Source organism: Nonomuraea mangrovi (genome assembly GCF_042681425.1).
GTDB classification, from domain to species: domain Bacteria; phylum Actinomycetota; class Actinomycetes; order Streptosporangiales; family Streptosporangiaceae; genus Nonomuraea; species Nonomuraea mangrovi.
Genome location: NZ_JBHUFV010000051.1, coordinates 216,400 through 241,674, shown reverse-complemented (window position 1 = coordinate 241,674; position 25,275 = coordinate 216,400). Strand labels below are relative to the sequence as shown.

At 71.0% G+C, this 25,275-nt stretch carries 14 protein-coding genes; 5 read left to right on the top strand and 9 right to left on the bottom strand.

Translation table 11 applies throughout. From position 1 onward, the window contains the following. Positions 1-269: 269 nt before the first annotated feature. Positions 270-3,383: a tetratricopeptide repeat protein gene (locus tag ACFSKW_RS35310; RefSeq protein WP_379577309.1), complete on the bottom strand. Its 3,114-nt coding sequence runs from the start codon at positions 3,381-3,383 to the stop codon at positions 270-272. 263 nt (positions 3,384-3,646) lie between these two features. Here ACFSKW_RS35310 and ACFSKW_RS35305 point away from each other — a divergent pair, with 263 nt between their 5' ends. After that, positions 3,647-5,629 carry a hypothetical protein gene (locus tag ACFSKW_RS35305; RefSeq protein ID WP_379577307.1) on the top strand — a complete coding sequence of 661 codons (1,983 nt, stop codon included), beginning with the start codon at positions 3,647-3,649 and terminating at the stop codon, positions 5,627-5,629. Positions 5,630-5,894: 265 nt separating this feature from the next. Here the strand turns inward: ACFSKW_RS35305 and ACFSKW_RS35300 are convergent, their stop codons facing one another. Beyond that, a complete protein-coding gene (locus ACFSKW_RS35300; protein WP_379577305.1) occupies positions 5,895-7,838 on the bottom strand; it encodes an ABC transporter ATP-binding protein in 1,944 nt (647 codons plus the stop codon). A gap of 285 nt (positions 7,839-8,123) precedes the next feature. After that, positions 8,124-10,784 (bottom strand): class IV lanthionine synthetase LanL, encoded by a 2,661-nt coding sequence (lanL, locus tag ACFSKW_RS35295; RefSeq protein ID WP_379577303.1) that lies wholly within the window; start codon positions 10,782-10,784, stop codon positions 8,124-8,126. Positions 10,785-11,288: 504 nt separating this feature from the next. Here lanL and ACFSKW_RS35290 point away from each other — a divergent pair. The 4 genes from ACFSKW_RS35290 (at position 11,289) to ACFSKW_RS35275 (ending at position 16,247) form a co-directional block, all read left to right on the top strand. Further along, positions 11,289-12,497, top strand: coding sequence for a M20 family metallopeptidase (locus ACFSKW_RS35290; RefSeq protein ID WP_379577301.1), 1,209 nt, complete (start codon positions 11,289-11,291; stop codon positions 12,495-12,497). Next, positions 12,490-13,377, top strand: a complete 888-nt coding sequence (locus ACFSKW_RS35285; protein ID WP_379577299.1) for a GNAT family N-acetyltransferase — start codon at positions 12,490-12,492, stop codon at positions 13,375-13,377. Before ACFSKW_RS35290 ends, ACFSKW_RS35285 begins: the two co-directional genes overlap by 8 nt. Further along, positions 13,374-14,480, top strand: a complete 1,107-nt coding sequence (gene menC, locus ACFSKW_RS35280; RefSeq protein WP_379577297.1) for an o-succinylbenzoate synthase — start codon at positions 13,374-13,376, stop codon at positions 14,478-14,480. Before ACFSKW_RS35285 ends, menC begins: the two co-directional genes overlap by 4 nt. A gap of 87 nt (positions 14,481-14,567) precedes the next feature. Further along, a complete protein-coding gene (locus ACFSKW_RS35275) occupies positions 14,568-16,247 on the top strand; it encodes a PucR family transcriptional regulator (RefSeq protein WP_379577295.1) in 1,680 nt (559 codons plus the stop codon). On the opposite strand, the gene ACFSKW_RS35270 is transcribed toward ACFSKW_RS35275, so the two are convergent. From ACFSKW_RS35270 to ACFSKW_RS35245, 6 genes are all read right to left on the bottom strand, one after another. Further along, positions 16,225-18,288, bottom strand: a complete 2,064-nt coding sequence (locus tag ACFSKW_RS35270) for a prolyl oligopeptidase family serine peptidase (protein WP_379577293.1) — start codon at positions 18,286-18,288, stop codon at positions 16,225-16,227. The genes ACFSKW_RS35275 and ACFSKW_RS35270 overlap by 23 nt on opposite strands. After that, the gene (locus ACFSKW_RS35265; RefSeq protein WP_379577291.1) at positions 18,285-19,424 is read right to left on the bottom strand and encodes an erythromycin esterase family protein; all 1,140 of its coding nucleotides are present in this window, start codon (positions 19,422-19,424) and stop codon (positions 18,285-18,287) included. The genes ACFSKW_RS35270 and ACFSKW_RS35265 overlap by 4 nt, the downstream gene beginning before the upstream one ends. Then, positions 19,406-21,253, bottom strand: coding sequence for an ABC transporter substrate-binding protein (locus ACFSKW_RS35260; protein ID WP_379577289.1), 1,848 nt, complete (start codon positions 21,251-21,253; stop codon positions 19,406-19,408). The genes ACFSKW_RS35265 and ACFSKW_RS35260 overlap by 19 nt, the downstream gene beginning before the upstream one ends. A 115-nt stretch (positions 21,254-21,368) precedes the next feature. Beyond that, complete coding sequence (locus ACFSKW_RS35255) at positions 21,369-22,271, bottom strand: ABC transporter permease (RefSeq protein ID WP_379577287.1); 903 nt, start codon at positions 22,269-22,271, stop codon at positions 21,369-21,371. Continuing rightward, positions 22,268-23,218: an ABC transporter permease gene (locus ACFSKW_RS35250; RefSeq protein WP_379577285.1), complete on the bottom strand. Its 951-nt coding sequence runs from the start codon at positions 23,216-23,218 to the stop codon at positions 22,268-22,270. The genes ACFSKW_RS35255 and ACFSKW_RS35250 overlap by 4 nt, the downstream gene beginning before the upstream one ends. Then, positions 23,215-25,221 (bottom strand): dipeptide ABC transporter ATP-binding protein, encoded by a 2,007-nt coding sequence (locus ACFSKW_RS35245; RefSeq protein WP_379577283.1) that lies wholly within the window; start codon positions 25,219-25,221, stop codon positions 23,215-23,217. Before ACFSKW_RS35245 ends, ACFSKW_RS35250 begins: the two co-directional genes overlap by 4 nt. Positions 25,222-25,275 lie beyond the last annotated feature (54 nt).

The window sequence follows — 25,275 nt, the reverse complement described above, 5'->3', positions numbered from 1 at the left end:
TGATCAGATGATTCGGGAAGGTACACCCCTTCCCGGCAGATCCACAGGTTTCGATCATTGCTCGGGCGGTGCCGGTGCCCCAGCGCACGTACTCGGTGGCGCCGCCCTTGGAGACCACGCGGCCGCGGCGGACTCCGGGGCCAGATCCTCGATGTCCAGGCTCAGCACCTCTCGGCGTGCGGGTCCGCAGCCTGGTGCGGGTCTGCGACCTGTGAGTCTACGGGCCCTGCCTCCTGTGGATGGAGTCCTCAAGGGCCGTGCCGAGTCGCTTATGTGAGGCTGAGCGGGGCCGGTTCAACATCGAGCTCCCTCATCGCCTCGGCATAGAGCCGGTAGCGTCTACGCGCCTCACCATGGCGGCGAGCCCCGGTCAACGTTCGAACCAGGTCCAGGTGGGCCGCCTCGTCGTAGGCATCCCGCTCGAGCAATCGAAGCAGGTAGCGAACCGCTCTGTCGGGGTCATCGGCCTCCTCCGCGAGTGAAGCCAGTTCTCGAAGCAGGGCCTGGTGTACGGCACGGGCCTCTTCACGAAGAGGCTCCAGCCACTCGGCATAAGGAGAGTCCTCGCAGACATCCCCTGTGTAGCGAGCTTCAGCCGCGACAAGGAGATCCTCATCTTGAGAGGCGAGCGCCTCAGCGGCAGCGGAGAGGAACTCCTCTACATCGGTTCGGAGTCCGACCAGCTGGATGCTGTACTTGTCGGCGCGAACGAACTCCCCAGGGCCGAACTTCCGTTGCGGATCCAGGACCGAGCGCACGGTGGACAGCGCGACCGAAAGCCGGTTGGAGCAGGACGCGGGGTCCTCGCCCGGCCAGAGGATCTCCATCGCCGCTTCCCGGGCGACAGGGCGGCCGCGCTGGCACGCCAGCCAGGTCAGCAAGTCACGCGCCTTACGGGACTGCCATTCGACAGCGCTGCCGCGGCGGCTGAGCCGTACTCCACCCAGCATGCAGAACCGCACAGCGCCATGGTCGAGCAGCGTGATCCCGCGAAGCAGGCCGGCGCCAGAGCTGTGCGGCCCGCGGATGCCGACGCGACGGAGCTCCTGTTCCGCCTCGTGAAGGCCGGAGCCGTTGAGCCGCGCCCGGGCGAAAGCGTTACGCGCGATGTTCACAGGGTTGCCGATCTGCGCCCAGATCTCGGCTGCGGACGCTAGCAGGTCTGCTCGCTCGTCAGGGGATTCGGCCACAGTGAAGGCCGATAATTCCAAGGCTTCCGCCAGCATGGCCCGGTCGCGGCGGCCGACGGCCGCCTCGCGGGCGGATTGGGCGTAGGCGCCGGCTTTGGTCCGGTCGCCGGTCTCTGCCCAGACCCAGCCGGCGGCCAGGAGCGCGTCCACCCGGCTGGAGCCGCCGCCTGCCGCGACCGCGCGTTCGGCCAGCTGTACGGCGAGCGCCGGATCGTCGACCGCGTGGACACGGGCCAGTCCGGCTAGGGCTGTCTGGGTTAGATGGGCGTTCTGGAGTTGTTCGGCGTGCTTCAGGGAGTTTTCGAAGCTGATTCGTGCATGCATCAGCTCCCCGCGCTCCAGATAGACCTTGCCGAGCCCGGCCAGTGGGTGGCCGAGCTTGTCGCTGCCTACTCGGCTGAAGATGTCGCGTGCCCGTTGGAAGTCGGCCAGGGCTTCGTCGAGTCTGCCCAGGCCCATGAGTGCCTCGGCGCGGTTGTGCAGGGCGATCGCGGCGTTGACGGGGGCTCCGACCAGGTCCGCTCGCCGTACTGAGAGGTCCGAGTCGGCGATGGCCTCTTCGTAGCGGGCCTCCTCCGCGCGGCTCGCGGCGCGGTTGGCCAGGACGCGGGCGGACAGCAACAGGTCTCCTGAGCTCTCCGCGGCCGCGAGAGCGAGGGCGCTGTGCCGCTCGCTTCCGGCCCCGTCGCCGGCGTCGTGGGTGACCATGGCCAGCGCGGTGTGGGCGCATGCGGCAGCGCGTTCGTCCTTGCAGAGGGTGGCCAGCGCCAGGGCTTGTTCGGCCAGCCGGGTCGCCTCCGCGCTTTCGCCGACCAGCCAGCGAGCGCTGGCGGACCAGGCAAGCAACATCGCCCGGTCGGAGGTGCGAGAAGAGGGTGAAGGGGAGTGGGTGAGGGTGGGCGATGGAGGAGGCGAGAGGGAGGGGGTCGACGTGGGCAAGGGTAACCCTGAGCTGTCAAAGCCGCCCGCCAGCTCAAAAGCCGACAACGCCGCCTTATAGTCCCCCCGCTGGTAATAGATCATCCCCATCCGCCAAGCCACCGCAGGGTCAGTGGCATCGGCATGGCGAAGGCATTCCAACGCGCCAGCCCAATCACCCTGAACCTGGCGAGCCTGACCCTCGGCCAGATCCACGGCACACGTCCGCGACTCCTCTGGCACGGCAGCGCAAGCCCGAACAAGCTCAGCCGCGTGACCCTCGGCAAGCAGCGATGCATGCCACCTTTCGATCATCCCCACCCGATGGCCGGGATCCTCACAAACCGCCAGTGCCTCCCGGACAAACCCCTGCGACTCATACCAATGGGCCGCCACCGACACCCGGCCGACATCACCCATGAACTCCCGGACCAAGGTCGACACCACATAACCTTGATCGCAGGGCGTGATCAAGATGTGCTGGGCGGCCAGAGCGCGGAGCTCCTCGCGGGAGACAGCGACCCCCATCGCCTGGCACAGCTCGTAGGTGAACCAAGGCAGCCGAGCGGTCGCGCGAAGGAATTTCTCATGCTCATCCTTCACCACCTCCTCGACCAGGTAGTCGAACAGCGGCGTGGCAGCGACCCGCTTGGCACGGTCCGACAAGGGCAAGCCGCTCAGCCAGCTCAGCGTGAGCCGTACAGCGACCGGCCACCCCTTGGTGAGCTCGTGAACCTCCTCCGCCAGGTCATCCGACCCCAGAACGATCGAGGAGAGTGAGCGAGTCTCGGCACGTGTGAAGGCCAGTTGTTCCGCCGACACCTGGAAGACGTGCCCCAGGCCGCGCAGGCGTTGGATCGGGAAGGGCACGGCGGAGCGTGAGATCAACACCAGGTGAAGGTCGTCGCCGCCGTGGTGACAGAGCTCTTCGACCAGACGCGCCCCAGGGGTGCCCGGCTCGATCCGCTCCACCTCGTCGATGACGAGTATGGTCGGCCGGGAGACTGCGGCGGCCAGCTCGGCGGCGAGTCCGGCGGAGCGGATCCACCCAGCCGGCGCGCCCAGGGCTTGGCAGATCTCTTCGATGAGGGTGGCGTCGTCAGCCCATGTCAGCCACGCCACCGGATGATCAGGCCTGGCTCGCGTCCAGCCGCGTACGGCCGAGGTTTTGCCGCCACCCGGGCCGGCGGTCACCACGGTGAGCCGGTGTCGCAGGATCTGATCGAAAAGGCCGGTGAGTTGCGCTCGTGGCAGCAGAGGCTCGGTCGCCTTCACAGCGAGAGTATCCGCCGAGCTGGACTCTAAGGCAACTCAAAGATCCATTTTTAACGTTGCCCTCAGTCCCGAACAACGAGGAGAAAATCAGCCGCGGATGAGTACATGGGTGAAGCCTGTCTGCGCAGGCGGGCAGATTCCCGTCGGCGGCCCGGTCGCGCGCACTGTGGCACAAGGGGATGAGCAGGGCATGACGGTTGCGAAGCCGGTGGTGACCTTGGAGCATCTCCTTACCGACGCGTGCGACGTTCTGGGAGTGTTCTGTGATCATCGAGGATCTGTCCGAACCGGAACTCGCCCTCTGGGAGGCGTTTCCCGCAGCTTGCCCTGTAGATCTTCCCGGCGCCCCCGTTCGGGCTTCGGTCATCGCAAGGATGCTGCTCGGCGCCCGGGAACGGGCTGAAGGGCAGACGCCCCGCATGTACCTGTCCGGAGCCCGGATCACCGGCCGGTTGGACCTGTCGTACGCCGAGGTACAACACCCTCTGATCCTGACCAGGTGCGATTTCGAGGAAGCGCCGGTCTTCACCGGAGCCCGCACCGGCCTGGTCGACCTCGCGGCCTCCCGGGTGCCTGGACTGCAGGCCGTAGACGCCGAGATCGGCGGGGGCCTGCGTCTGGAAGGCTGCGTGATGGATGGCCCGATTCGGCTTGGTGGAGCCCACGTGTCCGGGACGATGAATCTCAGCGGCACGGTGATCCATGCAGATCTGGCCGTCCATGCCGACGGCCTGATCGTCGACCGCGATCTTCTGTTTGCGAACGCCGTCATCGACGGCGAGATACGCGTCGCAGGCGCCAGGATCGGCGGGACGATGACCCTCGATGGCGCGCGTGTCGGGCGGTCAGGCGGCTTGAGCCTCACCGCCGAGGGGATCGTCGTCGACGGCGGGCTGTCGTGTGGACACGGCTTCCACTCCTACGGCGAGCTGAGCGTGCAGGACGCCCGGGTGGGACGTCGGTGCGTGTTCAGCGGAGCCCGGCTGTCCAACCCCGACGGCATCGCCCTGAACGCGGAAAGACTCACCGTCGAAGGCGGGCTGCTCATCAATGGCGGCTTCACGGCCGAGGGCGAAGTCCTCTTGCGCGGAGCCCACATGACAGGTTCGCTCTCCTTCGCTCATGCGACCCTCACCCATCCGGGAGGACGCGCGCTGAACGCGTCGCTGATGGAGATCGGCAGCGGACTGCGAGCCACCCCGGGCTTCGTGGCGACCGGAGAGGTCTTCCTGGACTCCACGCAGGTCCGCGGATCGGTCAACCTTGACGGCGGGCGACTGTCCAACCCGGGTGCGACGGCGCTTTCCCTGCGGCGGCTGGGGGTAACCGGCAGGCTCAGCTGTAGTGAGGGCTTCAGCGCCGATGGGGAGATCGTGCTCATCAACGCCAAAGTCGAGGGCAGCGTGGAGTTTCACGGTGCTGCCCTCAGCAATCCCGGGGGGCGGGTTCTGGCCCTGTGGGAGGTGATCACGGGCGGTGGCGTCGACTGCTGCGAAGGCTTCACGGCCAAGGGAACCCTCTCCATCAGAAATACCCGGATCGCCGCCACACTGTGCTTCGCGGAGACCACCATCGACGGTGACCTTCACCTTCGTGGTGTCGAAGCGGCTTCGCTGAAGATCGGGCCACAGACCGTACTGCTCCGCGCCGTCGACCTTCGCCACACCCGAGTCGGCGTGCTTGATGACATCCCTGACCGGTGGCCTGCTCAACTGCAGACAAATGGGTTCACCTACGACAGCCTGGAGGCTCCCCTGCCTGTCCAGGAGCGTCTTGGCTGGCTGGCCAAGGAGGCCTACCAGCCCCAACCGTATGAGCAGTTGGCCGCCGTCTACCGCAGGCATGGTCACGATGAGGCCGCTCGGGACGTGCTGCTGGCCAAACAGCGTCGCCGCCGGTCGGGGCAACGGCTCGGGGTCCGGCTGTGGGGGTACATGCAGGACTTGACCGTCGGGTACGGCTACCGCCCCTACCGTGCCGCGCTCTGGCTCGCAGCCCTTCTCCTCATGGGCGCGGTCGTTTTCACCGTCCACCAGCCACCGGCCTTCAAGCCGGGCGAGGCGCCACCCTTCAACGCCTTCCTCTACACCCTGGACCTGCTCCTCCCGATCATCAGCTTCGGCCAGGAGACCGCCTTCGGCCCGCGCGGCTTACAACAGTGGCTCGCCGCCGCGATGATCACTGCAGGGTGGATCCTTGCAACGACCATCCTTGCAGGCCTCACTCGCGCACTCTCCCGCCAATAACCCCGACCAGAAGCGTTCACCTCGGCACCCTCAGCAGCCAGGCCGCCACCGTCAGGTTGATCTACTTCGGGGCCGGGGTCACGGTCGGGAGAGCACCGCGTAACCGTCGTCACTCAAAGTTACTTTGCCCCTGGTGACGGGGCCCGTGGTGGCAGCGGCATGGCCCCCAGACCCACTACGAGGATCTCCACAGCGCGCTCCAGCGCCTTCTCCAGGTCCTTGCCCGAGGTCGCCGCCGGGCCCTTGCGCCGACTGCCGTACCGGATTATCGATCATCACGCTGGCCGGCATCCGCACCCGGGCGCTCCTGCTGAGCCGGCAGACCGGAACGGACGTCGCTCCCGAGGCACCTGTCACGGCCACGTTCGGCGAGCCGGTCACAGGCCCGCAGATCACCGTCAAGGACGCCTCCGGCACCGCGGTGGCCCGAGAGTGCGCCGGTCTGGGCACGGACCATCCGCGCGTACCACCCGTGCCGGTCGCCGAGCAGGTCGAGGCGATCTCCGTGTTCCGCTACCCGGCCCTCGTCCAGGGCCACGACGGTGTCGAAGGACTCGAACACGCCGAACCTGTGGGTGATCATCACCGTCGTCCGTCCCGCCCGTTCGGCCAGGAGCGCCTCGACGACCTCCAGCTCGGTCATCGGGTCGAGCGCGGAGGTGGCCTCGTCGAGTACCAGCACTGACGCGTCGGCCAGAAGCGCGCGGGCCAGGGCGATGCGCTGCCGTTCGCCGCCGGACAGCAGCGCCCCCCGCTCCCCCACCAGCGAGTCGTAGCCGTCCGGGAGTGCCATGATCCGCTCGTGGATGCGGGTGAGCCGGCAAGCGCGCACGAGATCGTCCGCGGTGGCGTCGGGGGCGGCGTATCGGAGGTTGTCGGCGATCGACCCCTGGAAGAGGAAGGGCTCCTGCGTGGCGATGCAGACCTGCCCGGGTGACGGACGGCCGATCTTCGCCCCGTCGATCAGGACCGACCCCTCGATGGGCGCGTGCAGGCCGACGAGCAGGTGGCCGAGTGTCGTCTTGCCCGAGCCGCTCGGGCCGACGACCAGCGTGGTGGATCCGGCCGGGAGGGTGAGGTTCACGCCGTCCAACGCCGGACGGTCCCGCTCCCCTGCGGCGTACCGGAACGTGGCCTCGCGGACGGCGAGCGCGCCGGGCCCGGGGACGGGGTCCGGCCGCGGATCAGGCCCGGGCTCCAGCCCGGGCTCGGGCTCCATGTCGAGGTAGTCGAAGACCCTCTCGAAGGCTCCCTGGGCGGAGCGGAACTCGGTGGAGATGTGCAGGAGCTGCCACAGGGGCTGGTAGAGCCTGGCCTGCAGCACGGTGAAGGCGACCAGTGTGCCTGGGGTGATCCCGTCGGACAGTCCCGCCGCCACGAACACCAGGTAGGGGGTCAGCACGAAGAAGACGTGTCCCGCGCTCAGCACCCCTTGGGCCACCAGTCCGGAGCGCACCCCGAGCCGGATCAGCCGCCGGCTTTCCGCGGCGAACCCGGTGGCCTCGTCCGCGCTTCTGCCGTGGACTCTGGCAAGGATGACGGCGCCCAGGCACAGCCGCTCCGCCACGATGGACGACAGTTGCGCGCGGGAGCGCTGGCTGACCTCCGACAGGTTCTTGAGCGCTCGCCCGGATCGGGAGGCCACCCAGACGACGATCGGCGCGAGGATCAGGGCGGCACCCGCGAGCAGGGGTGACAGTGCCGCCATTGCGCCGGCGGCGGCCACGAATCCGATGACGCCGGACAGCGTGCTGGGCAGGGTGTCCTTGACGGCGTGCTCGATCTGAGCGGTGTCGTTGGCCAGCCGCGACTGGATCTCGCCGCCGCGTGTGGCGGCGAAGAAGGCCAGCGACATGCGCTGGAGACGCCCGAACAGCTCCACGCGCAGCGCGTGCACCACGTGCTGCGCGACGCGGGCCGACACCCACGTCTGGCCGAGGTCCACCACGCCCACCGCGCAGGCGGTGGCCGCCGCCAGGCCGGCGATCAGCGCGAGCAGCGGCAGGTCGGGGCCGCCCGCGCCGAACAGCGCCCGATCGAAGACCAGCTGGGTCAGCAACGGGACGGCGGCGTTCAGAGCGGAGTAGGCCACGACGAGCAGGACGACGAAGCAGATGGCGAGCCGGTGCGGCATGAACAGCCGCACGACCCTGCGCCAGGTCCCGGGGGCGGGAGGCTTCTCCGAGGCGGAGAGGGGACGATCGTGCACGGGCCTGGCCTGTCCTTGTCATGGTCGAACACCTGCTGATCGAACGCTTGGTGATCGACGCCTGGATCGAACGTGATCGAACAGAGCCCCGCCCGCCCGTGTCCGGGCGGGCGGGTTCGGCTGTCAGCCGTCGGTGCAGCCGAAGTGCTTGATGCAGTGGGTCAGCCGGAGCGCCTCGTTGGCGCCGGGCTCGAGCTCCTGGAGCGCCTGCAGGTCCTGAACGTCGAAGGACATGGTCGTTCACCTCCTTGTGAATGCCGGGGCCGCCCGTGGTGCGGCCGTCTGTCATCGCCGTCCCGCTGCGGGAGCGGCGAGCCTGGGGGCCTCCTCCGGCATCCACAACCGGGCGGACCGGTCGCGCATCCGGAGGAGGAAGGCGACGATCCCCGCCGTGCCGGCGAGAAAGGTCGGTGGGAAGTCTCCATGGGGTCCGGGGACGAGCAGGCGGCCGCGACGGTCGACCGCGCGGATCTCCAGGCATCCGGCCAGATCTCGCGCCCACCGCCGGTAGCGGTCCTCACCGGTGAGGTCGGCCATGTCGAGCAGGAATTCACCGTCTCCGGGCAGCCCGTGACACGGCACCGGCCCTGACTGCCATCGGGTACGGTGCACGGCCGCCGCGGCCTTGCGCGCCAGGTCCAGCGCGGGCGGGTCGCCGGTGGCGCGCCAGTACCTCACGAGGAAGGAGCCGATCCCTGAGGAGCCGCTGCACCAGTACGGCCGGCGCGGGCGCACCGTCGACAGGTCGCCGCGCTGCGTCGGCCACCAGGCGGTGTCGCCGTCCACTTCGGCGTGTTCGTAGAGGGTGCGGGCGATCTCGTGGACGGTCGCCGTCCAGTCCGGCTGGTGGAGGGCCCGGCCCGCCTGGAGCAACGCGGTCCCGATGCCGGCGATGCCGTGCGCGAAGCCGAAGTGGTTGGCCCCGGCCAGGCCCGAGTCGAACGTCTGCGGCGTCGGCCACTGCGGGTGGCCGTCGCCGTATGACCGCGCCTGGTGCAGGTTCTGGAAGGTCTCGGCGGCGCGGTCTCGCAGCGCGAGATCACCCGAGGCCAGCGCGATGTGCAAGAGCGCCATGCCGCATCCGGCCAGTCCGTGCGTCACGTCGGAGCTAGGGTGGTCGGTCGGCAACTGCCGCGCTGTCCGCACCGCGAACCGTGCCAGCTCGGCGTCGCCCATGGCCCTCGCCGCGTCGTACAGCGCCCACACCGCGCCGGAGCGCCCGAAGTGAAGGCCGGGCGGCCAGACGTCCTCGGTCGCCAGCCGCCGCCTCAGCCAGCGGGCGAGTTCGGCGACCGCTTTCGCCTGCGGGTCGGCCCGCGCCAGGACGCCGAGGATTCCCGCCGCGCCGCCGTTGATCGAGCACGGATCGGCCTCGATGCCGTCGGCGGCGTTGGGCCACGGCGACGGGGCGTCCTCGCTCGTGTCCATTGTCTCCACCAGGTGCGCGGTCCCATCGTCGATCAGGCGGTCGATCCGCTGCGGTGGCCGGGCCCGGTGGTGGGGGGCGGCCCGCTCCGGTGTGAGCGCGGCGAGGAAGCGCCGGCATCTGTCCAGCGACCAGCGCCGCTCCGGGTCTGTCGCCAGCAGGCCTTCCACGAGCGGCCGCAGCAGAGCGAGCGTGGGGTTGGCCGCTGCCACCGCTGCCACCCCGGCCGCCCGGTCGGGGGCCGGCGGGTCCAGGTGGGCGCCGACCGCCAGGAAGTACACCATCGCGCCGAGGCTGTAGAGGTCGGCGCCCGTGTGCGGGGCGGGCCTGAACTCCCCCGTGTGGCCCGCCAGCTCCGGGGCGAGGTAGCCCGGAGTCCCGCCCACCATGACGGTGGTGCCCGGCACGGTCGCGTGTTCCAAGTCGATGAGCCGTAGTTCGCCGCCGGGCGAGAGCATCACGTTGTTCGGCGACAGGTCGCCGAACACGTAGCCCCGGCTGTGCAGAGCCTTCAGCAACTCGGTCAGGCGGCTGACGACGGGCAGGACCTGAGCCGCCGCGTTGCCGAACCCGTCCTCGCCCAGCGGTCCTGCGTTCTCGTCCGACCAGCGCTGCAGCGTGATCCCTGGCACGAACTCTTCGACGAGGAAGGTGTGGCCGCCCTGCTCGAAGAAGTCCACCACGGCCGGCGTGATCCCGGCCGTGGCGAGGTCTTCCAGGCAGGAACGTTCGGCCGCGATCCGATCTCGCGCGTCGCGGCCGCTCAGATCGGCGCACGCGTGCGGACGCCCCTCTTTGACGACCACGTCGTGACCGGTGGTGGTGTCCTCGGCGAGGTAGACGCCGCCGCGGTTCGCATGCCGTACGGCTTCGCGGACGACGAACCGGTCGTTGAGCATGACCGCGGCCGCCCGCCGGCGCGGGCTCGCCGCCGGAACCTCGAACGGGCAGGTCGCGAACGATGGCGGGGAGAAGCTCGGCCGCCTTTCGTCTGGAACGAGCCTGCCCTGCGGCGAACGCAGCCGGATCTCGTAGAACCCGTCGTTGCCGAGCACGCGGTGCCCGCTGAAGGCGCCGTAGCGGTAGTGGACGATCCCACCTGTCCGGTACGGACGGTCGGAAAGGATCAACGGGCCGGGAAGCCCCCGGGTGGCGTCGTCGAGCAGGGCGGCCAGGCGCACCGACTCGGCATCGTCGAGGGGATAGACGGTGATGAACTTCCCGGCCTGCGCACGGCTGCAGTGCGGTTCGAGGAGTTTCCAGTAGTCGCTCAGCCGGGCGGGGAACTTGAAGGCGCAACGGGCCTCGGTGAGTACCCGTGAGACGCGGGCGAGCGCCAGCGGGGCGGAAAGCATCGTCGCGGAGACGTGCAGCTTCCATCCCTGGTCGGGCATCGGGTAGGCGTCGGGGGTGACCTTGCACCAGAGGTCGTCCTCGGCGATCGACCAGTCCTGCGCGCCCGCGCGCCCGAGTTCGGCGGTCACGATGTCGCGCAGAATGGCCGGGTCTTCCGAACGCATACCCACGTGAACCCGCTTCCGCTCGTCGCCGCTTTCCTGCGGAACCGAGAGTCGCGAAGCGCCCTTGCAAATGAATGGAAAATGAATTGAATGCGAGGTGAAAGCTGGTTTCCCGATCGAAGTGGGGCGTCGTCCCATTTATCGGTCATGTTTCTCCGCTTTTTTGTTCCGCCCGTTGAATGGTCCGGAAATCGGGTTCACGGACGTGTGTATGAAGCGGTCCCTCGCCGAGACGCGCATGCTGACGTTGACAAGCGGAGCAAACTGCGGGGAGCCCGACGAGGCCGGTGTTCGTCAGAGAAAGTCTCGAACTCGCGCAGCGCATACAGAAGGTGGCGCCGATCCAGATCAAGGTTCGATCCAGCAGCTCGCGTCGACAGGTCCGGATCCATCGCTCCATGACGGAGTTCATTTGCGCCGGTTCATCGCCCGGTCCCAACGGCACGCGCCGATGTTGGCCGGTCGGACAGACCCGCGCCCGCCGCGCTTCGCCATGCTGGAGCGATGCGTCGATCAGGAAATGAAGATCCCGCCGCGGCCGCGATGATCGCCGACATCGATCGGCTCGTGCGCTGCGAGTCCCCGTCCGAGGACCTGGCCGCGGTCGCCCGCAGCGCGGAGGCGGTCGCCGAGGTCGGCGCCCGGCTCCTGGGCGCGGAGCCGGAGCGGGAGGTGGTGGACGGCTGCACCCACGTGCGCTGGCGGTTCGGCGGCGAGCCCCGGGTGCTGCTGCTCGGGCACCATGACACGGTGTGGCCGGTCGGCTCGCTGCGGACGCATCCCTTCGAGGTCAGCGACGGGCTGCTGCGCGGGCCCGGGTGCTTCGACATGAAGGCCGGGCTGGTGATGGCCTTCCACGCGCTGGCGGCGCTGGACGACCTGGACGGCCTGACCCTGCTCGTCACCGGCGACGAGGAGACCGGGTCCGCCTCCTCCCGCGAGCTCATCGAGGACGAGGCCCGCGGGTGCTCCGCCGCGCTGGTCCTGGAGGCCGCCGGGCCCGGCGGAGCCCTGAAGACCGCACGCAAGGGCGTCTCGCGCTACGAGGTGCTGGTACGGGGACGGGCCGCGCACGCGGGACTGGAGCCGGAGCGCGGCGTCAACGCCTCGGTGGAACTGGCCCGCCAGGTCGTCGCCGTGGCCGGGCTGGGCGATCCCAGTCTGGGCACGACCGTCACGCCGACCCGCCTGGAGGCGGGCACCACGGTGAACACCGTGCCCGGGTCGGCGCGCTTCGAGGTCGACGCCCGGGTTTGGGAGAACGCCGAGCAGATCCGCGTCCACGCCGCGATGCTCGGCCTGCGACCCGCGCTGGAAGGCGCCGAGCTGGAGATCAGGGGCGGTCCGAACCGGCCGCCGCTCCCGGCCAAGGCGTCGGTGGAGCTGTTCGAGCGGGCCCGCCGGCTCGCGGCGACGCTCGGGCTCGGCCGGCTCGCCTCGGTCGCCGTCGGCGGCGCCTCCGACGGAAACTTCACCGCGGGAGTGGGCACGCCGACCCTCGACGGGCTGGGCGCGGTCGGCGGCGGGGCGCACGCCGACGACGAGCACGTGGTCATAGCGGAGCTGCCGGGGCGGACGCGGCTGCTCACGGCCCTGGTCGCCGAGCTGCTCGGGGCGCGAAGTTGTCCGCCCGGACGAACCGGAGCCCGTCCTCCCGTGCTCGCCGACCAGCTACAGGGCCCGACCGGCTGGAACCATGACCGGCGTGACTGATCTCATCCGCGACCGTCGCGGGTCCCGGCCCGTCGACCTGGCGTACGGCGCAGCCGAGGCGGCCGCGCGCAGCGCGGGCATCGACATCCGCCCCCTGGACAGCGTCGCCGAGCTCGAGGCCGTCCGCCGCCTGTACGAGCACATCTGGCGTACTGGTGACAACAACCCGCCGGTGACGGCCGACCTGCTGCGGGCGATGGCGAAGGCGGGCAGCTATGTCAGCGGCGCCTTCGACGGCGACGAGCTGGTGGGCGCCTGCTTCGGCTTCTTCTCCCCGCCCGCGCGCGAGGCCCTGCACAGTCACATCGCCGGGGTGCTGCCGCGCGTGCAGGGACGCAACGTCGGCTTCGCGCTGAAGCTGCACCAGCGCGCCTGGGCCATGTCGCGCGGCGTCGGCGAGGTCTGCTGGACCTACGATCCGCTGATCCGGCGCAACGCCTACTTCAACATCACCAAGCTGGCCGCCGACCCGGACGAGTATCTCCCGAACTTCTACGGCCCGATGGACGACGACATCAACCGCAGCGACGACACCGACCGGGTTCTGGTGCGGTGGCGGCTGGAGTCGCCCGCCGCCGTGGCGGCCTGCGCGGGCGCGCCCAGGCCGGCCGACGCTGCCTCCGCCCGCGCGGCGAAGGCGGCCGTGGCGCTGGACGTCTCGCCCAGGGGCGGGCCGGTCGCCGGCCGCGCCGGCACGCGCACCGTGCTGGTCGGCGTCCCCGGGGACGTCGAGACCATGCGCGAGCACGACCCGGGGCTGGCCGCACAGTGGCGTACGGCGCTGCGGGACGTGCTTGGTGACCTGCTCGCCGAGGGCGCGCGGGTGCGCGGTTTCGACCGCGCGGGTTGGTACATCGTGGACAGGCGGGAGTCGCTGTGAAGCTCATCGGGGTAGAGATCCGCACCATCCGGATGCCACTCGTGTCGCCCTTCCGAACATCGTTCGGGACGGAGACCGTGCGGGAGGCGCTGGTGCTGCGCGCCGTCACCGGCGAGGCCGAGGGGTGGGGCGAGTGCGGTGCGGGGAGCGCGCCGCTGTACTCCTCGGAGTACACGCACGCCTCGGCCGACGTACTGCGCCGCTATCTGATCCCGGCGCTGGCCGGGGTGGCCGACCTGGACGCGCACCGGGTCGCGCCGGTGCTGGCCGGGTTCAAGGGCCACCGGATGGCCAAGGCCGCGCTGGAGACGGCGGTGCTGGACACCGAACTGCGCGCGGCCGGGGTCTCGTTCGGCCTGGCCCTCGGCGCAGTCCGCGAGAGCGTGCCGTGCGGGGTGTCCGTGGGGATCACCGGGTCGATCCCCGAACTGCTCGACACCGTGGCCGGCTACCTGGAGGCAGGCTACCTGCGGATCAAGCTGAAGATCGAGCCCGGCTGGGACGTCGAGCCGGTCCGCGCGGTGCGCGAGCGCTTCGGCGACATCCTGCTGCAGGTGGACGCCAACACCGCCTACGGGCGCGGCGACGCGCGGCACCTGGCAGGGCTCGACCCGTTCGGGCTGCTCCTGCTGGAACAGCCGCTGGCGGAGGACGACCTGCTCGGGCACGCGGAGCTCGCCGGGCGGATCAGCACACCCATCTGCCTCGACGAGTCGATCGTCTCGGCTCGCGCCGCCGCCGACGCCATCGCGATGGGTGCCTGCCAGGTGGTCAACATCAAGCCGGGCCGGGTGGGCGGATACCTGGAGGCCAGGCGGATCCACGACGTCTGCGCGGCGCACGGCGTGCCGGTGTGGTGCGGCGGCATGCTGGAGACGGGGCTGGGCCGCGCCGCCAACGTGGCGCTCGCCGCGCTGCCCGGGTTCACCCTGCCCGGCGACACCTCGGCGTCCACGCGCTACTACCGGACCGACCTCACGCCGCCGTTCGTCCTGGAGGACGGGCACCTCTCGGTGCCGGCCGGCCCGGGGCTGGGCGTCACCCCGATCCCCGAGGTCCTGGACGAGGTGACGGTCGCCACGGAGTGGGTACCCCTGCCTTGAGATTGGTCCGGGCCGACGAACCGGGTAGCATCCTTTCGTCATGCAGAACGAACGCCGACCCTCCCGCGCTGCGCTAGCTTCGGGCGCGTGCTTGTCCCCGTGACCAGCCTCCCGCGAGCCAGCCTCGCCCGCGTCCTGGAGGAACTCGGCTCCACCCTGCTCGATGTCGTCTGCGGCGACGTCGAGCAGGCCGGTGACGTCGGCGGCGTCGTCATCTACGACCCACTCGACGAGCCCGAGCTGCCGAGCCGCGCGCTGGTGTTCGGCGTCGGCCTGCACGACTCGGCCGACCTCGCCCAGGTGGTGACCCAGCTCGGCCGGCACGACGCCGTCGGCCTCGTGGTCCGTGCGCCGGTCGTACCCGACGAGGGTCTGGTCGCGGCGGCGCGCGAGGCGGGGGTGACGGTCCTTTCCTTTGCGCGCGGCGCGTCATGGACGCACCTGGCGGGGATGCTCCGGTCGCTGACCGCCGAGGGCGGCGCGCTGGACGACCGGGACGCGCACACGGTCGGCCGGATCAGATCCGGCGACCTGTTCGCGGTCGCCAATGCCATCGCCGCGCTGCTCGACGCGCCCGTCACCATCGAGGACCGCAACTCGCGGCTGCTGGCCTTCTCCAGCCGTCAGGAGGAGGCCGACCGCTCGCGTGTCCAGACGATCCTGGGCCGCCAGGTCCCGGAGCACTACACGCGCATCCTGGAGGAACGCGGGGTGTTCCAGGCGATCTACCGCAGCGACCGGCCGATCTACGTGGCGCCCCTTCCCGAGCCGGTCGACCCGTCGCTGCCGCCGGAGCTGCCCCGGGCGGCGATCGCGGTGCGGGCCGGGGACGAGATCCTCGGCACGATCTGGGTGGTCGTTCCCGAACCGTTGGACGAGGAGCGCAGTGAGGCGCTGTACGAGGCGTCCAAGCTGGTCGCGATGCACATGGTGTGGCAGCGCGCCGACGCCGACATGGAACGGCGGCTGCGGGCCGAGTTGCTGAGCAATGCCCTGGAGAGTGGGCCGTGGTCGCTGGAGGCGGTCCGCCGCCTCGGACTGAAGGACGAGCCCGCGGTCGTCCTGGCGCTGACCGTCGTCGGCTCGGCGGCCGAGCACCCGCTGCCCGCCCAGCTGGCCACCGAGCGCAAGCGGCTGGCCGATGCCTTCGCCATGCACCTGTCCGCGGCGCACCCGAGGGCCGCCGCGGCGCTCATCGGCGACGTCGCCTTCGGCGTACTGCCCCTGCCGCAGAACCGGGAGCAGAACCGCGAGGACGCCGAGGAGCGCGCGATGTGGGTCGCCACCGAGTTCCTGGCGCGCGTCGGCTCGCGGCTGCGCCCGCTGATCGGGGTCGGGCCGCTCGCCGCTGACAGCTCGGCGCTCGTCCGGTCCCGGACGGGGGCAGAGCGCGCCCTGCGCGTGCTGCGCTCAGGGGTCGGCGGACAGCAGGTGGCCTGCCTGGACGACGTGCACGTCGAGGCGCTGCTGCTCGAGCTCGCCGATCTCGTCCCGCGCGGCGACATCCCCAGCGGGGCCGTCGCCCGCATCGTCGCCTACGACAGGGAGCACCAGACCAGCCTGGTCGAGACGCTCCGGGCCTGGCTCGACGCCTTCGGCGACGTCGTGGTGGCCGCGGGCGCGATGTACGTGCACCCCAACACCTTCCGCTACCGGCTGCGCCGCGCCGCCGAGGTCGGCCGGCTCGACCTCGGCGATCCGGGCGCGCGGCTGTCGGCCATGTTGCAGCTGCGCCTGATGTCGATCAGGTCGGCCCCGGACGGCTGACGCCCCGCAGGCCGAGCGTGCCGATCAGGAACGCCAGCCACTCGGCGTCCTGCGCGACAGCGACGTCGCGGGCGGTCGCCGCGCCGTGGCCGGCGTCCTCGAAGACGTGCAGCAGGATCGGCGCCTCCCCCCGCTGCGCGGCCTGCAGGCGAGCGGCGAACTTGCGCGCGTGCCAGGGCCGGCACCGTGGGTCGGTCGCCCCGGCCTGCAGGTAGACCGCCGGGAAGACGCCGGGCTCGACCAGCTGGTACGGCGAGAGCCCGAGGAGCCGCCGCACCTCGGCGGGGTCGTCAGGGTCCCCCCACGCCTTGCGTATGACGAAGTCGAGGTAGGGGTCTCGGGTGCCGCCGATGAGGTCGAGCAGCGGGGCCCTCGGCAGGACCGCACGCCACAGCTCGGGCCGCCGGGTGACGGCGATCCCGCACATGAGGCCGCCGTCGGAGCCACCGGTCAGCGCGAGCCGGTCGGGGCTGGTCAGGCCGGTGGCGAGGAGATGCTCGGCGACCGCGACGAGGTCGGCGTCGCGGACGTGCTTGCGCTCCCGGTGCGCGGCCAGGTACCAGTCGCGGCCGAACTCGCCGCCGCCACGCAGGTACGCCTGGACCAGCACACCTCCGGCGGCGACGAAGGCGGCCAGGTCGGGCTGGTACTGCGGCAGGAGCGGCACGTTGGCCGCGCCGTACGCGGAGATCAGCACCGGCGCCGGATCACCGCCGGCGCCGCGCACCACGTGGTACGGCACGGCGACGCCGTCGGGCGCGATGGCCTCGCCCTCCTCCAGCACGGCGTCGAGGACGATCGCGGGGGGCGTCAGCGTCTCCGGTTCCGACTCGCCTGGCCGGTGCCGGTACACGCCCCAGGAGCTGGTGAGGGTGGAGAAGGCGAAGACGAAGTCGGCCGCGGGCGTGCCGGTGGCCAGGGCGGTCAGCGGGAAGAAGGGCGCGGCGAGCGCTCCCCGGCCGGGGAGGGGGACCTCGCCGGTGACGGCTCCCGAGCGGTCGAGGATGCGCACCCTGGCGAAGGTCCGGTCGAACTCGCTGAGGTAGAGGTGCTCGCCGACGGGGGTGAGGGAGCGCAGCACCGTGTCCCCCTCCGGGACGAGCTCGGTCCACCCGGCAGGGTCGCCGGGGTCGGCCGCGTCGAACGGGATGGCGACCACCCTGCCGCGCGGGGCGTCGACGTCGGTCACCGCGATGTAGCGGTCGCCCACGACGTGCCCGGCGATCGTCCCCGTGCACCCGGTGACGAAGGGCTGCCAGGCCGTATCGGGGTCGGACAGGTCGCGCACCGCGACCGGGACGGGGCTGCCCACCCGGTGGGCGGCGACGGCCCAGCGGCTGCCGGTCGACATCTGGACGAGCGTGTACTCGCGGGAGCCCTCGCCGACCGGGATCGGCTCCGGTTCGGTTCCGCCGCCGAGCCGGTGGAGGAAGACCGCCTGCCGGAACTCCTCCGGCGTGCCGGTGAGCGCGAAGAAGTAGAAGCCCGTGCTGTCCGGCAGCCACGAGACGCCGCCCGCCCACGCGCTGTGCAAAACCTGCTCGGGCGCGCCGTCGAACTGCCTCCCTGAGGCGACGTCGACGAGCCGGATGGTGTTGTGCTCGCTGCCGTCGGTGCACAGGCCGAGTGCCAGGACGCGGCCGTCGGGCGCGGGCGCCAGCCAGGACACGACCGGCGGGTGCTCGCCCTCGCCTGATCCGGCCAGGGCGACGACCTTCCGCCCGTCTCCGAGGGGCTCGTCGGAGACGACCACCACGGGCGCCGAGCCCCCGGGCGGGGTCACGACGCGGAACCAGCGGCCGGAGGCGTACTTCGGCAGGTCCGGGCGGGAGCCGGCGTCGCAGGCGAGGATCAGGTCGCGGACGGCCTCCGGATCCTGGCCGGCGTAGACGGCGGCGGTGGCGAGCTCGGCCTGCCGCCGCTGCCACTGCCACACCTCCTGGGTCTCCTTCTCCAGCCAGCGGTAGGGGTCGGGCACGCGCACGCCTGCGACGTCCTCGAAGACCTCGACGGTGCGGGCGGGCGGGTAGGCGACGGTCACGGTGACTCCGGCTCTTCTGGGGGCTGGGCTACGGTCTCGAACTCCGCGCGGAGCCGTTCGAACGCGCCGGGGACCCGGGTCACCCGGCGGACGTGGATGAGCGCGTCGTAGGCGGCGGGGAAATCGTCGACGGGGTCGAGGCCGCCGGCGGCCAGCGTGCCGTCCACCCCGTCGAACAGCCCGGCCGGCGCGTGGCGCAGGTCTACAGCGGCGACGGGCGGGCCGAGGCGCTCCAGCCGCGACTCGATGGCGTTCGGCGGCAGGGTGCGCTCGTGGAGGGAGACGTCGCAGTCGAACGGGCGTGGCGAGCGCTGTGTGAAGCGCACCTCGGGGCCGGAGCCGTACGTCATCCCGATGACGACGGACCCCTCGCCGAGCAGGCCGCCGAGCATCGGCCGGCCATGCAGCGGCGTGCGCCTGACATGCGCGTTGTGCGCGCTCACGACGATCCGCTCCTCGCGCTCCAGGATCCAGCGCACGGTGTCGGCCATGAACACGTCGCGCGGGTACGGCCCGGCCCGCGGCACGTCCAGCTCGGCGAGGAAGGCCCCGATCGAGGCCCCGCACCGGCGCACGACCCCGTCGTCGTGCGCCGCCGTACGCTCCACCAGGTGGCGGAGGCCGTCGAGCAGCCGGGCCCGCTCGGCGGCGGGCATGGCCCGGTAGCGGATCGCCGCCTCGGTCCGGCCGCCCAGGTCGCTGAGGCGACGGAGCTCCTCGTCGCCGGGGAGCTCCGGCAGCCGGTCGAGGCAAGCGCGCACGGCCGGTCCTGGCGAGGTGGAGGAGCCGGGCAGGTCCATGCCGTAGAAGCTGACCTTCGCCGGGTTCGCGGCGTTCCACTCGCGCATCCACGTCAGCTGCCGCCGCATCGGCTCGCACTCGCCGAACCGGTAGGTGATGCCGTCGCGGGCGACCGTCTCGACCTCGCCGGGCCCGCCGTGGATCCACGCGTCGACGGTCAGCCCCTCGGCGAAGCCCGACTCCATCACGAAGGCGGTGAACCCGTGCTCCTCGACGAGCAGGCGGAACAGCTCGTCCTTGAGCTCGTAGAACTCCGTGATGTTGTGCGCGCCCTCGCCGAGGGCCACCACCCTGGCGTCGCCGACCAGGTGTCGCGCTAGCCGTGGAAGTACCATAGTTCCGGCGTGTACAGGAAGCTGATCAGGGCGTTGAACGACGACTGCGGGCCCGACAGGGTGTTCTTCCACACCACCAGCGTGTGCGGGGTCGGGAGGAAGAGCACCGGCAGGTCCTGGGCGAGGCTGGTCACCTCGGCCGAAAGCGACTTCTCGTCCGCCCCGAAGGTCGAGGCGCCGATCAGCTTGTCCACCTCGGCGTTCTTGTAGCTGCCGAGATTGAAGCTGCCCTCGGTGTTGAACACCGTGTTGCTGCTCGGGTAGCCGGCCGCCAGGTAGAGAGGGCCGTAGTCCTGCATCGCCCACTCGTTCTTGGTGGCGGGAGCGAAGGTGTTGCCGTAGTTGGCGTACATGTAGTTGAGCGACTTGGTCACGATCTTGACGTCGATGCCGAGCTTCTTGGCCGCCGAGGCGAAGGCGACGTCACGCGCGCCGACGAAGGCCGGCGAGCTGGCGGAGGCCAGGGTGAAGCTGATCTTCTGCCCCTGCGGGATGTCCGCGCCGCACTGGCCGGGCCCGGTGCCGGGACGCTGGCAGGTGGTGGAGCCGTTCGGCGCCACCTTCCAGCCGTTGTCGGTGAGCAGCTTCTCGGCGGCGGCCGGGTCGTAGGGGTAGGGCGGCTGGTCGCCGAAGGCGGGCGGGTAGGGGGATCCGGTGCCCGCGGTGCTGTAGTTCGGGGAGCCGGCTCCGTTGTAGATGCCGCGGCCGGCGATGTAGCCCTGCTGGTCGATCAGCCGCTGCAGGGCCTGGCGAACGTACGGCTGTGCGATCACCTTGTCGAAGTTGTCGACGGTGTTCGCGAAGTTGATGACGAGCGAGTCGAACCGGGCGGGGGCGGGCGCGCCGTACACGTTGTAGCCCTTGGCCTTCAGCTCGCCGATCTGGGTGGCGAAGCTGGAGTCCAGCGTGCCGACGGTCAGGTTGCCGGCCTTGAACTGGTTGAGCACGGCGGCGGCGGAGGTGAAGGCCTTGAAGTCGATCTGGTCGAGCCGCGACTCCCCCGGTCCGCTGTAGGACTCGTTGCGCGCCAGGGAGAACGAGCCGGTCGTCGGGTCGAAGCTCTTGAGCCGGTAGGGGCCGTTGACGACCTGCCAGAGCGGGTTGCCGGCGAAGGTGGCCTGCGACTCCGACTCCTTGGTGAGGTACTTGTAGATCGCCTTGGCGTTCTTCGGCTGCTTGTAGTCGAGGTGCGGGCCGCCGGTTGCGGCGATGTTCCACTCGGTGGAGGGCAGCACGTACAGCAGCGTCAGCATGGACAGCAGGTACGACGGGTTGTACGCGGTCTCCAGCTTGAGGGTGAGCGTGTCGGGCGCGGCGGCCTCGGCGCTCACGCCGTCGGGGAACTGGCCGGGGGTGTAGAAGCTCCAGTTGGCCGGGCTCTCCGCGAGGGCGGCTTTGAGCAGGGCGAGGGAGAAGACGACGTCATCGGCCGTGACCGGCTTGCCGTTGGACCACTTGTAGTCCTTCATCTTGATGGTCACGGTGTCGCGGCCGGGGTTGTAGACGGGCGGCTCGGCCAGGCTCAGCTCGGCGTCGGCGACCTGGTCGCCCTCGCCGCTGGGCCGGTAGAGGGAGCGCCACAGCTGGCCGCGGGCGATGACGGTGCCGTTGGCGGCCGCCGGCGGGTAGGGGTAGATGTAGTTGGGGCTGAGCCCGGGGGTCAGCGCGACCGTGGCGGTCCCGCCCTGCTTGGGGGTGCCGGTCTGCGTGGGCTTGGCGGTGTAGCTGTCGGCGATGTCCTTCGTCGTTCCCCCGCCGCCGCTGCACGCTGTGGCCAGCACGGCGACGGCGGCGACGAGGGCCACGGAGAGGCGGCCTCGGTGCTTCATAGATGGCTCCCTGAAGAGGTGTGCGGGGTGCGTCGACGATGCACCAGCGGCTTCGGCCCGTGTTCGGCGGTGCGGACAATTCCGCGCGCCCGCCTCCGTCCTGGTGAACAGGTCATCAGTCGGCCCGCCGCCCGACCGCGTCGCGGAGCGCGTCGGCGAGCAGGTTGAGCGCGAGCACGGTGAGGATGATGCAGCCGCCGACCGGGTAGATCAGCCACCAGTAGTCGGCGGAGATGTAGGTGACGCCGCTGGCCAGCTGGCTGCCCCAGTCGGCGGTGGGGTAGGTCAGGCCGAAGCCCAGGAAGCCCAGGGCGGCGACGACCAGGACGGCGTCGGCGACCTGGAAGGTGATGTTGACGATGATGACGCCGAGCGCGTTCGGGATCAGGTGGGTGAGGATGATCCGCCGACGGGAGGCGCCCATCAGCTTGGCGGCCAGCACGAACTCCCTCACCCGTAGGGTCAGCACCTCGCCGCGCACCAACCGGGCGGAGACCAGCCAGGAGAACCCGCCGATGACGAGGCTCAGCGACAGCGCGTCGGCGTGGAAGCGGGCCGACAGGATCAGTACGAAGAACAGGAACGGGATCGACAGCATGACGTCGACCAGCCGCATCATGAACCCGTCGACCACGCCCCCGGCCAGCCCGGCCACGGCCCCGTAGACGGTGCCGATCGTGGTGGCGAAGAGCGCGGCCAGCAGCCCGATCTGCAGCGACACCTGGCCGCCGGACATCAGCCGGCCCAGCACGTCGAAGCCGTTGGTGTCGGTCCCGAGCGGGTAGCCGGGGCCGGGCGGCAGGGCCGCGTTGACCAGGTCCACGTCGGTCTGGTTGGTCTGGTAGAACAGCGGCCCGAGGAAGCAGAACCCGGCGATGAGCAGCAGGAGCAGCCCGCCGGCCAGGCCGAGCGGATGCCGTCGCAGCCCGCGCAGGACCGACCTGATCGAGACCGGATTCCTCTCCGCCGGCGTCTCGGCCTCGAGGGATGGCGCGGCGGTCACGTCTGGTGCGGTCATGTGCTCAGCTCGATTCGGCGGTCGGCGGCCGCCACCACGACGTCGGCGATGAAGTTGCCGGCCACGGTCAGCACGCCGCCGATGAGGGTGTAGGCCAGGAGCACCGGGTAGTCCTCGCGCTGCAGGCTGTTGAGGAACAGCAGGCCCAGGCCGGGATAGTTGAAGAGAGACTCGACGATCAGATTGCCCGCCAGCAGCGTGGGGACGAGCGTGCCGACCAGCATGACCAGCGGCAGGCAGGCGTTGCGCAGCAGATGGCGGGTGAGGATCAGCCGCTCCGGCAGGCCCTTGGCGCGCGCGACCCGGATGTAGTCCTGGCCGAGCTGGTCGAGGGCGGCGGAACGCTGGTACTGCGCGAAGACCGCGACGCTGGTGACGGCTAGCGTGATGACCGGCAGCGCCATCGCCCGCGGATCGGTGAAGACCACCCACGGCGAGTGCGACTGCGACGCCTCCGCCGGGAAGATCGGGATCGTCTGGCTGAAGACGGCGATCAGCAGCAGCCCGACCAGGAACGACGGCGTCGCGTAGAGCACGTACGACGCGGCGGTGGCGACCCGGTCGACGACGCTGTTGCGCCGGACCGCCTGCAGGACGCCGAGCGGGACCGCGATCAGCAGCGCCAGCACCAGCCCGGCCAGCGACACCATCGCGCTGCGGCCGGCGTTCAGGGCCAGTAGCGTGCCCACGTTCTCGTTCAGCTTGTACGACCGGCCCAGGTCGCCCTGGAGCAGCTGGCCGAGGTAGCTGACGTACTGCACGACGACCGGACGGTCGAAGCCGTGCGCCCGGTTGAAGTCCGACACGGCCTCCGGCGAGGCGCGCTGCCCGAGGACGACGCGTCCCGGGCTGTCCGACACCAGGTGCAGCATGAGGAAGACGACCGCGGAGATCCCGAGCAGGACGAGGAGCGAGACCGCCAGGCGGCGGAGCACGTACCAGGTCATGAGCGCGACTCCTCTCGGCGCAGCGGGTGGTGGCAGGCGACGTGATGGGTGCCGGTGACCGGCGTCAAGGGGGGCTCCTTCTGGGCGCACAACTCGCTCGCCAAGGCGCACCGGGTGCGGAACCGGCAGCCGCTCGGCGGGTCTATGGGGCTCGGCAGCTCGCCGCGCACCCTCGCGGCCGCCGGGGCTCGCGGCGCCTCGGGGTCGGCGTCCGGGATCGCCGCCAGCAGCCCCGCGGTATAGGGGTGCGCGGCTGAGCCGTACACCTCCTCGGTGGTGCCGGTCTCGACCAGCTTGCCCAGGTACATGACGCCGACGCGGTCGGCGAGGTACCGCACCACCGCGAGGTCGTGCGAAATCACCACGCTGCTGAGCCCGCGTTCGAGCTGGATGCGGCGCATCAGGTTGAGGACCTGCGAGCGGATGGAGACGTCCAGCGCGCTGACCGGCTCGTCGGCGACCAGCACCTTCGGGTCCAGGGCGAGCGCGCGGGCCAGGCCCACCCGCTGCCGCTGCCCACCGGACAGCTCGTAGGGGTAGCGCTCCAGCACGCTCGCCGGCAGGCCCACGTCCCGCAGCAGCTCGCCGGCGCGGGCGGTGCGCTGGGCGCGGGTGCCAACCCCCTGGATGGCCAGGGGTTCGCGCAGGATCGCGCCGATGCGCATGCGGGGGTCGAGGGAGGCGTTGGAGTCCTGGAACATCATCTGCAGCTGGGTACGTCGGGGCCCCAGCGCACGGGCGCTCATCCGGGTTACCGGCTCGCCGTCGAAGATCACCTCGCCGGAGGTGGGCCGGTCGAGAGCGACGAGCATGCGGCCCAGGGAGGACTTGCCGCAGCCCGACTCGCCGACGAGCCCGAAGGTCTCCCCCGCCGCCACCTCGAAACTCACGCCCGAGACCGCCTTGACGGTGCGGCGGCCGCCGAGCAGGCCCGCGCTGCCCGCCGGGTACTCGCGCCGGAGGTCGACCACGCGCAGGCGCGGCTCCGTGACGGCCGGCGCCGGGACGACCAGCCGCGCGCGGCCCCTGACGGCCGGGCCGTCGGCGGGGTGCCAGCAGGCGTAGGCGTGGTCATCGGCCTCGGCCTCGGCCGCGGGCGGCGGGGGCTCCTCGCGGCACCGGTCGGTCACGGCGGCGCAGCGTGGCGCGAAAGGGCAGCCCGCCTGGACCACGGACAGGTCCGGCGGCGCCCCGGGGATGCTGAAGAGTTCCTCGCGGCGGTCCTGCGTGAGCGACGGGATCGAGGAGAGCAGCGCCTGGGTGTAGCGGTGCCGCGTCCGGCCGAACAACACGGGAGTCGGCCCTGTCTCGGCCACGCGCCCGGCGTACATCACCCCGACGCGGTCGGCGTGCCGGGCGATCACCCCCATGTCGTGGGTTACCAGGATCATCGACATGCCCAGCCGGGACCTGAGGTCGTCGAGGAGGTCGAGGATCTCCGCCTGGATGGTGACGTCGAGCGCGGTGGTCGGCTCGTCGGCGATGACGAGCCGGGGCTCGCAGACCAGCGCCATCGCGATCATCACGCGCTGCCGCATGCCACCGGAGAGCTGGTGCGGGAAGTCGTCCAGCCGCTCGGCCGGCCGCGGCAGCCCCACGAGGGCCAGCATCTCCTCGGCGCGGGCGCGCGCCTCCCGCTTCGAGGCGCCCCGGTGCAGCCGCACCGGCTCGGCGACCTGCTCGCCGATGCGCTTGGTCGGGTTCAGCGCGGTCATCGAGTCCTGGAAGACCATCGCCACGTCGTTGCCCCTGATCGCGCGGTACTGCGCGGCGGCCAGCCCGACGAGTTCCCTGCCGTCCAGGTCGATCGAGCCGGCGGTGACCCGGCCGCCGGCCGGCAGCATGCCCATGATCGCCAGACCGGTCATCGACTTGCCGGACCCGGTCTCGCCGACGATCCCCAGCGTCTCGCCGCGGTCGAGCGTCAGGCTGACGCCGAAGACGGGGCGGACGACCCGATCGCCCCGCCGGATCTCGACCGACAGGTCACGGATCGTCAGCACGCGACCGCCATCCGCTTTCCTGGAACCATCGGCCGTGCTCAGGGCCGTGCTCTC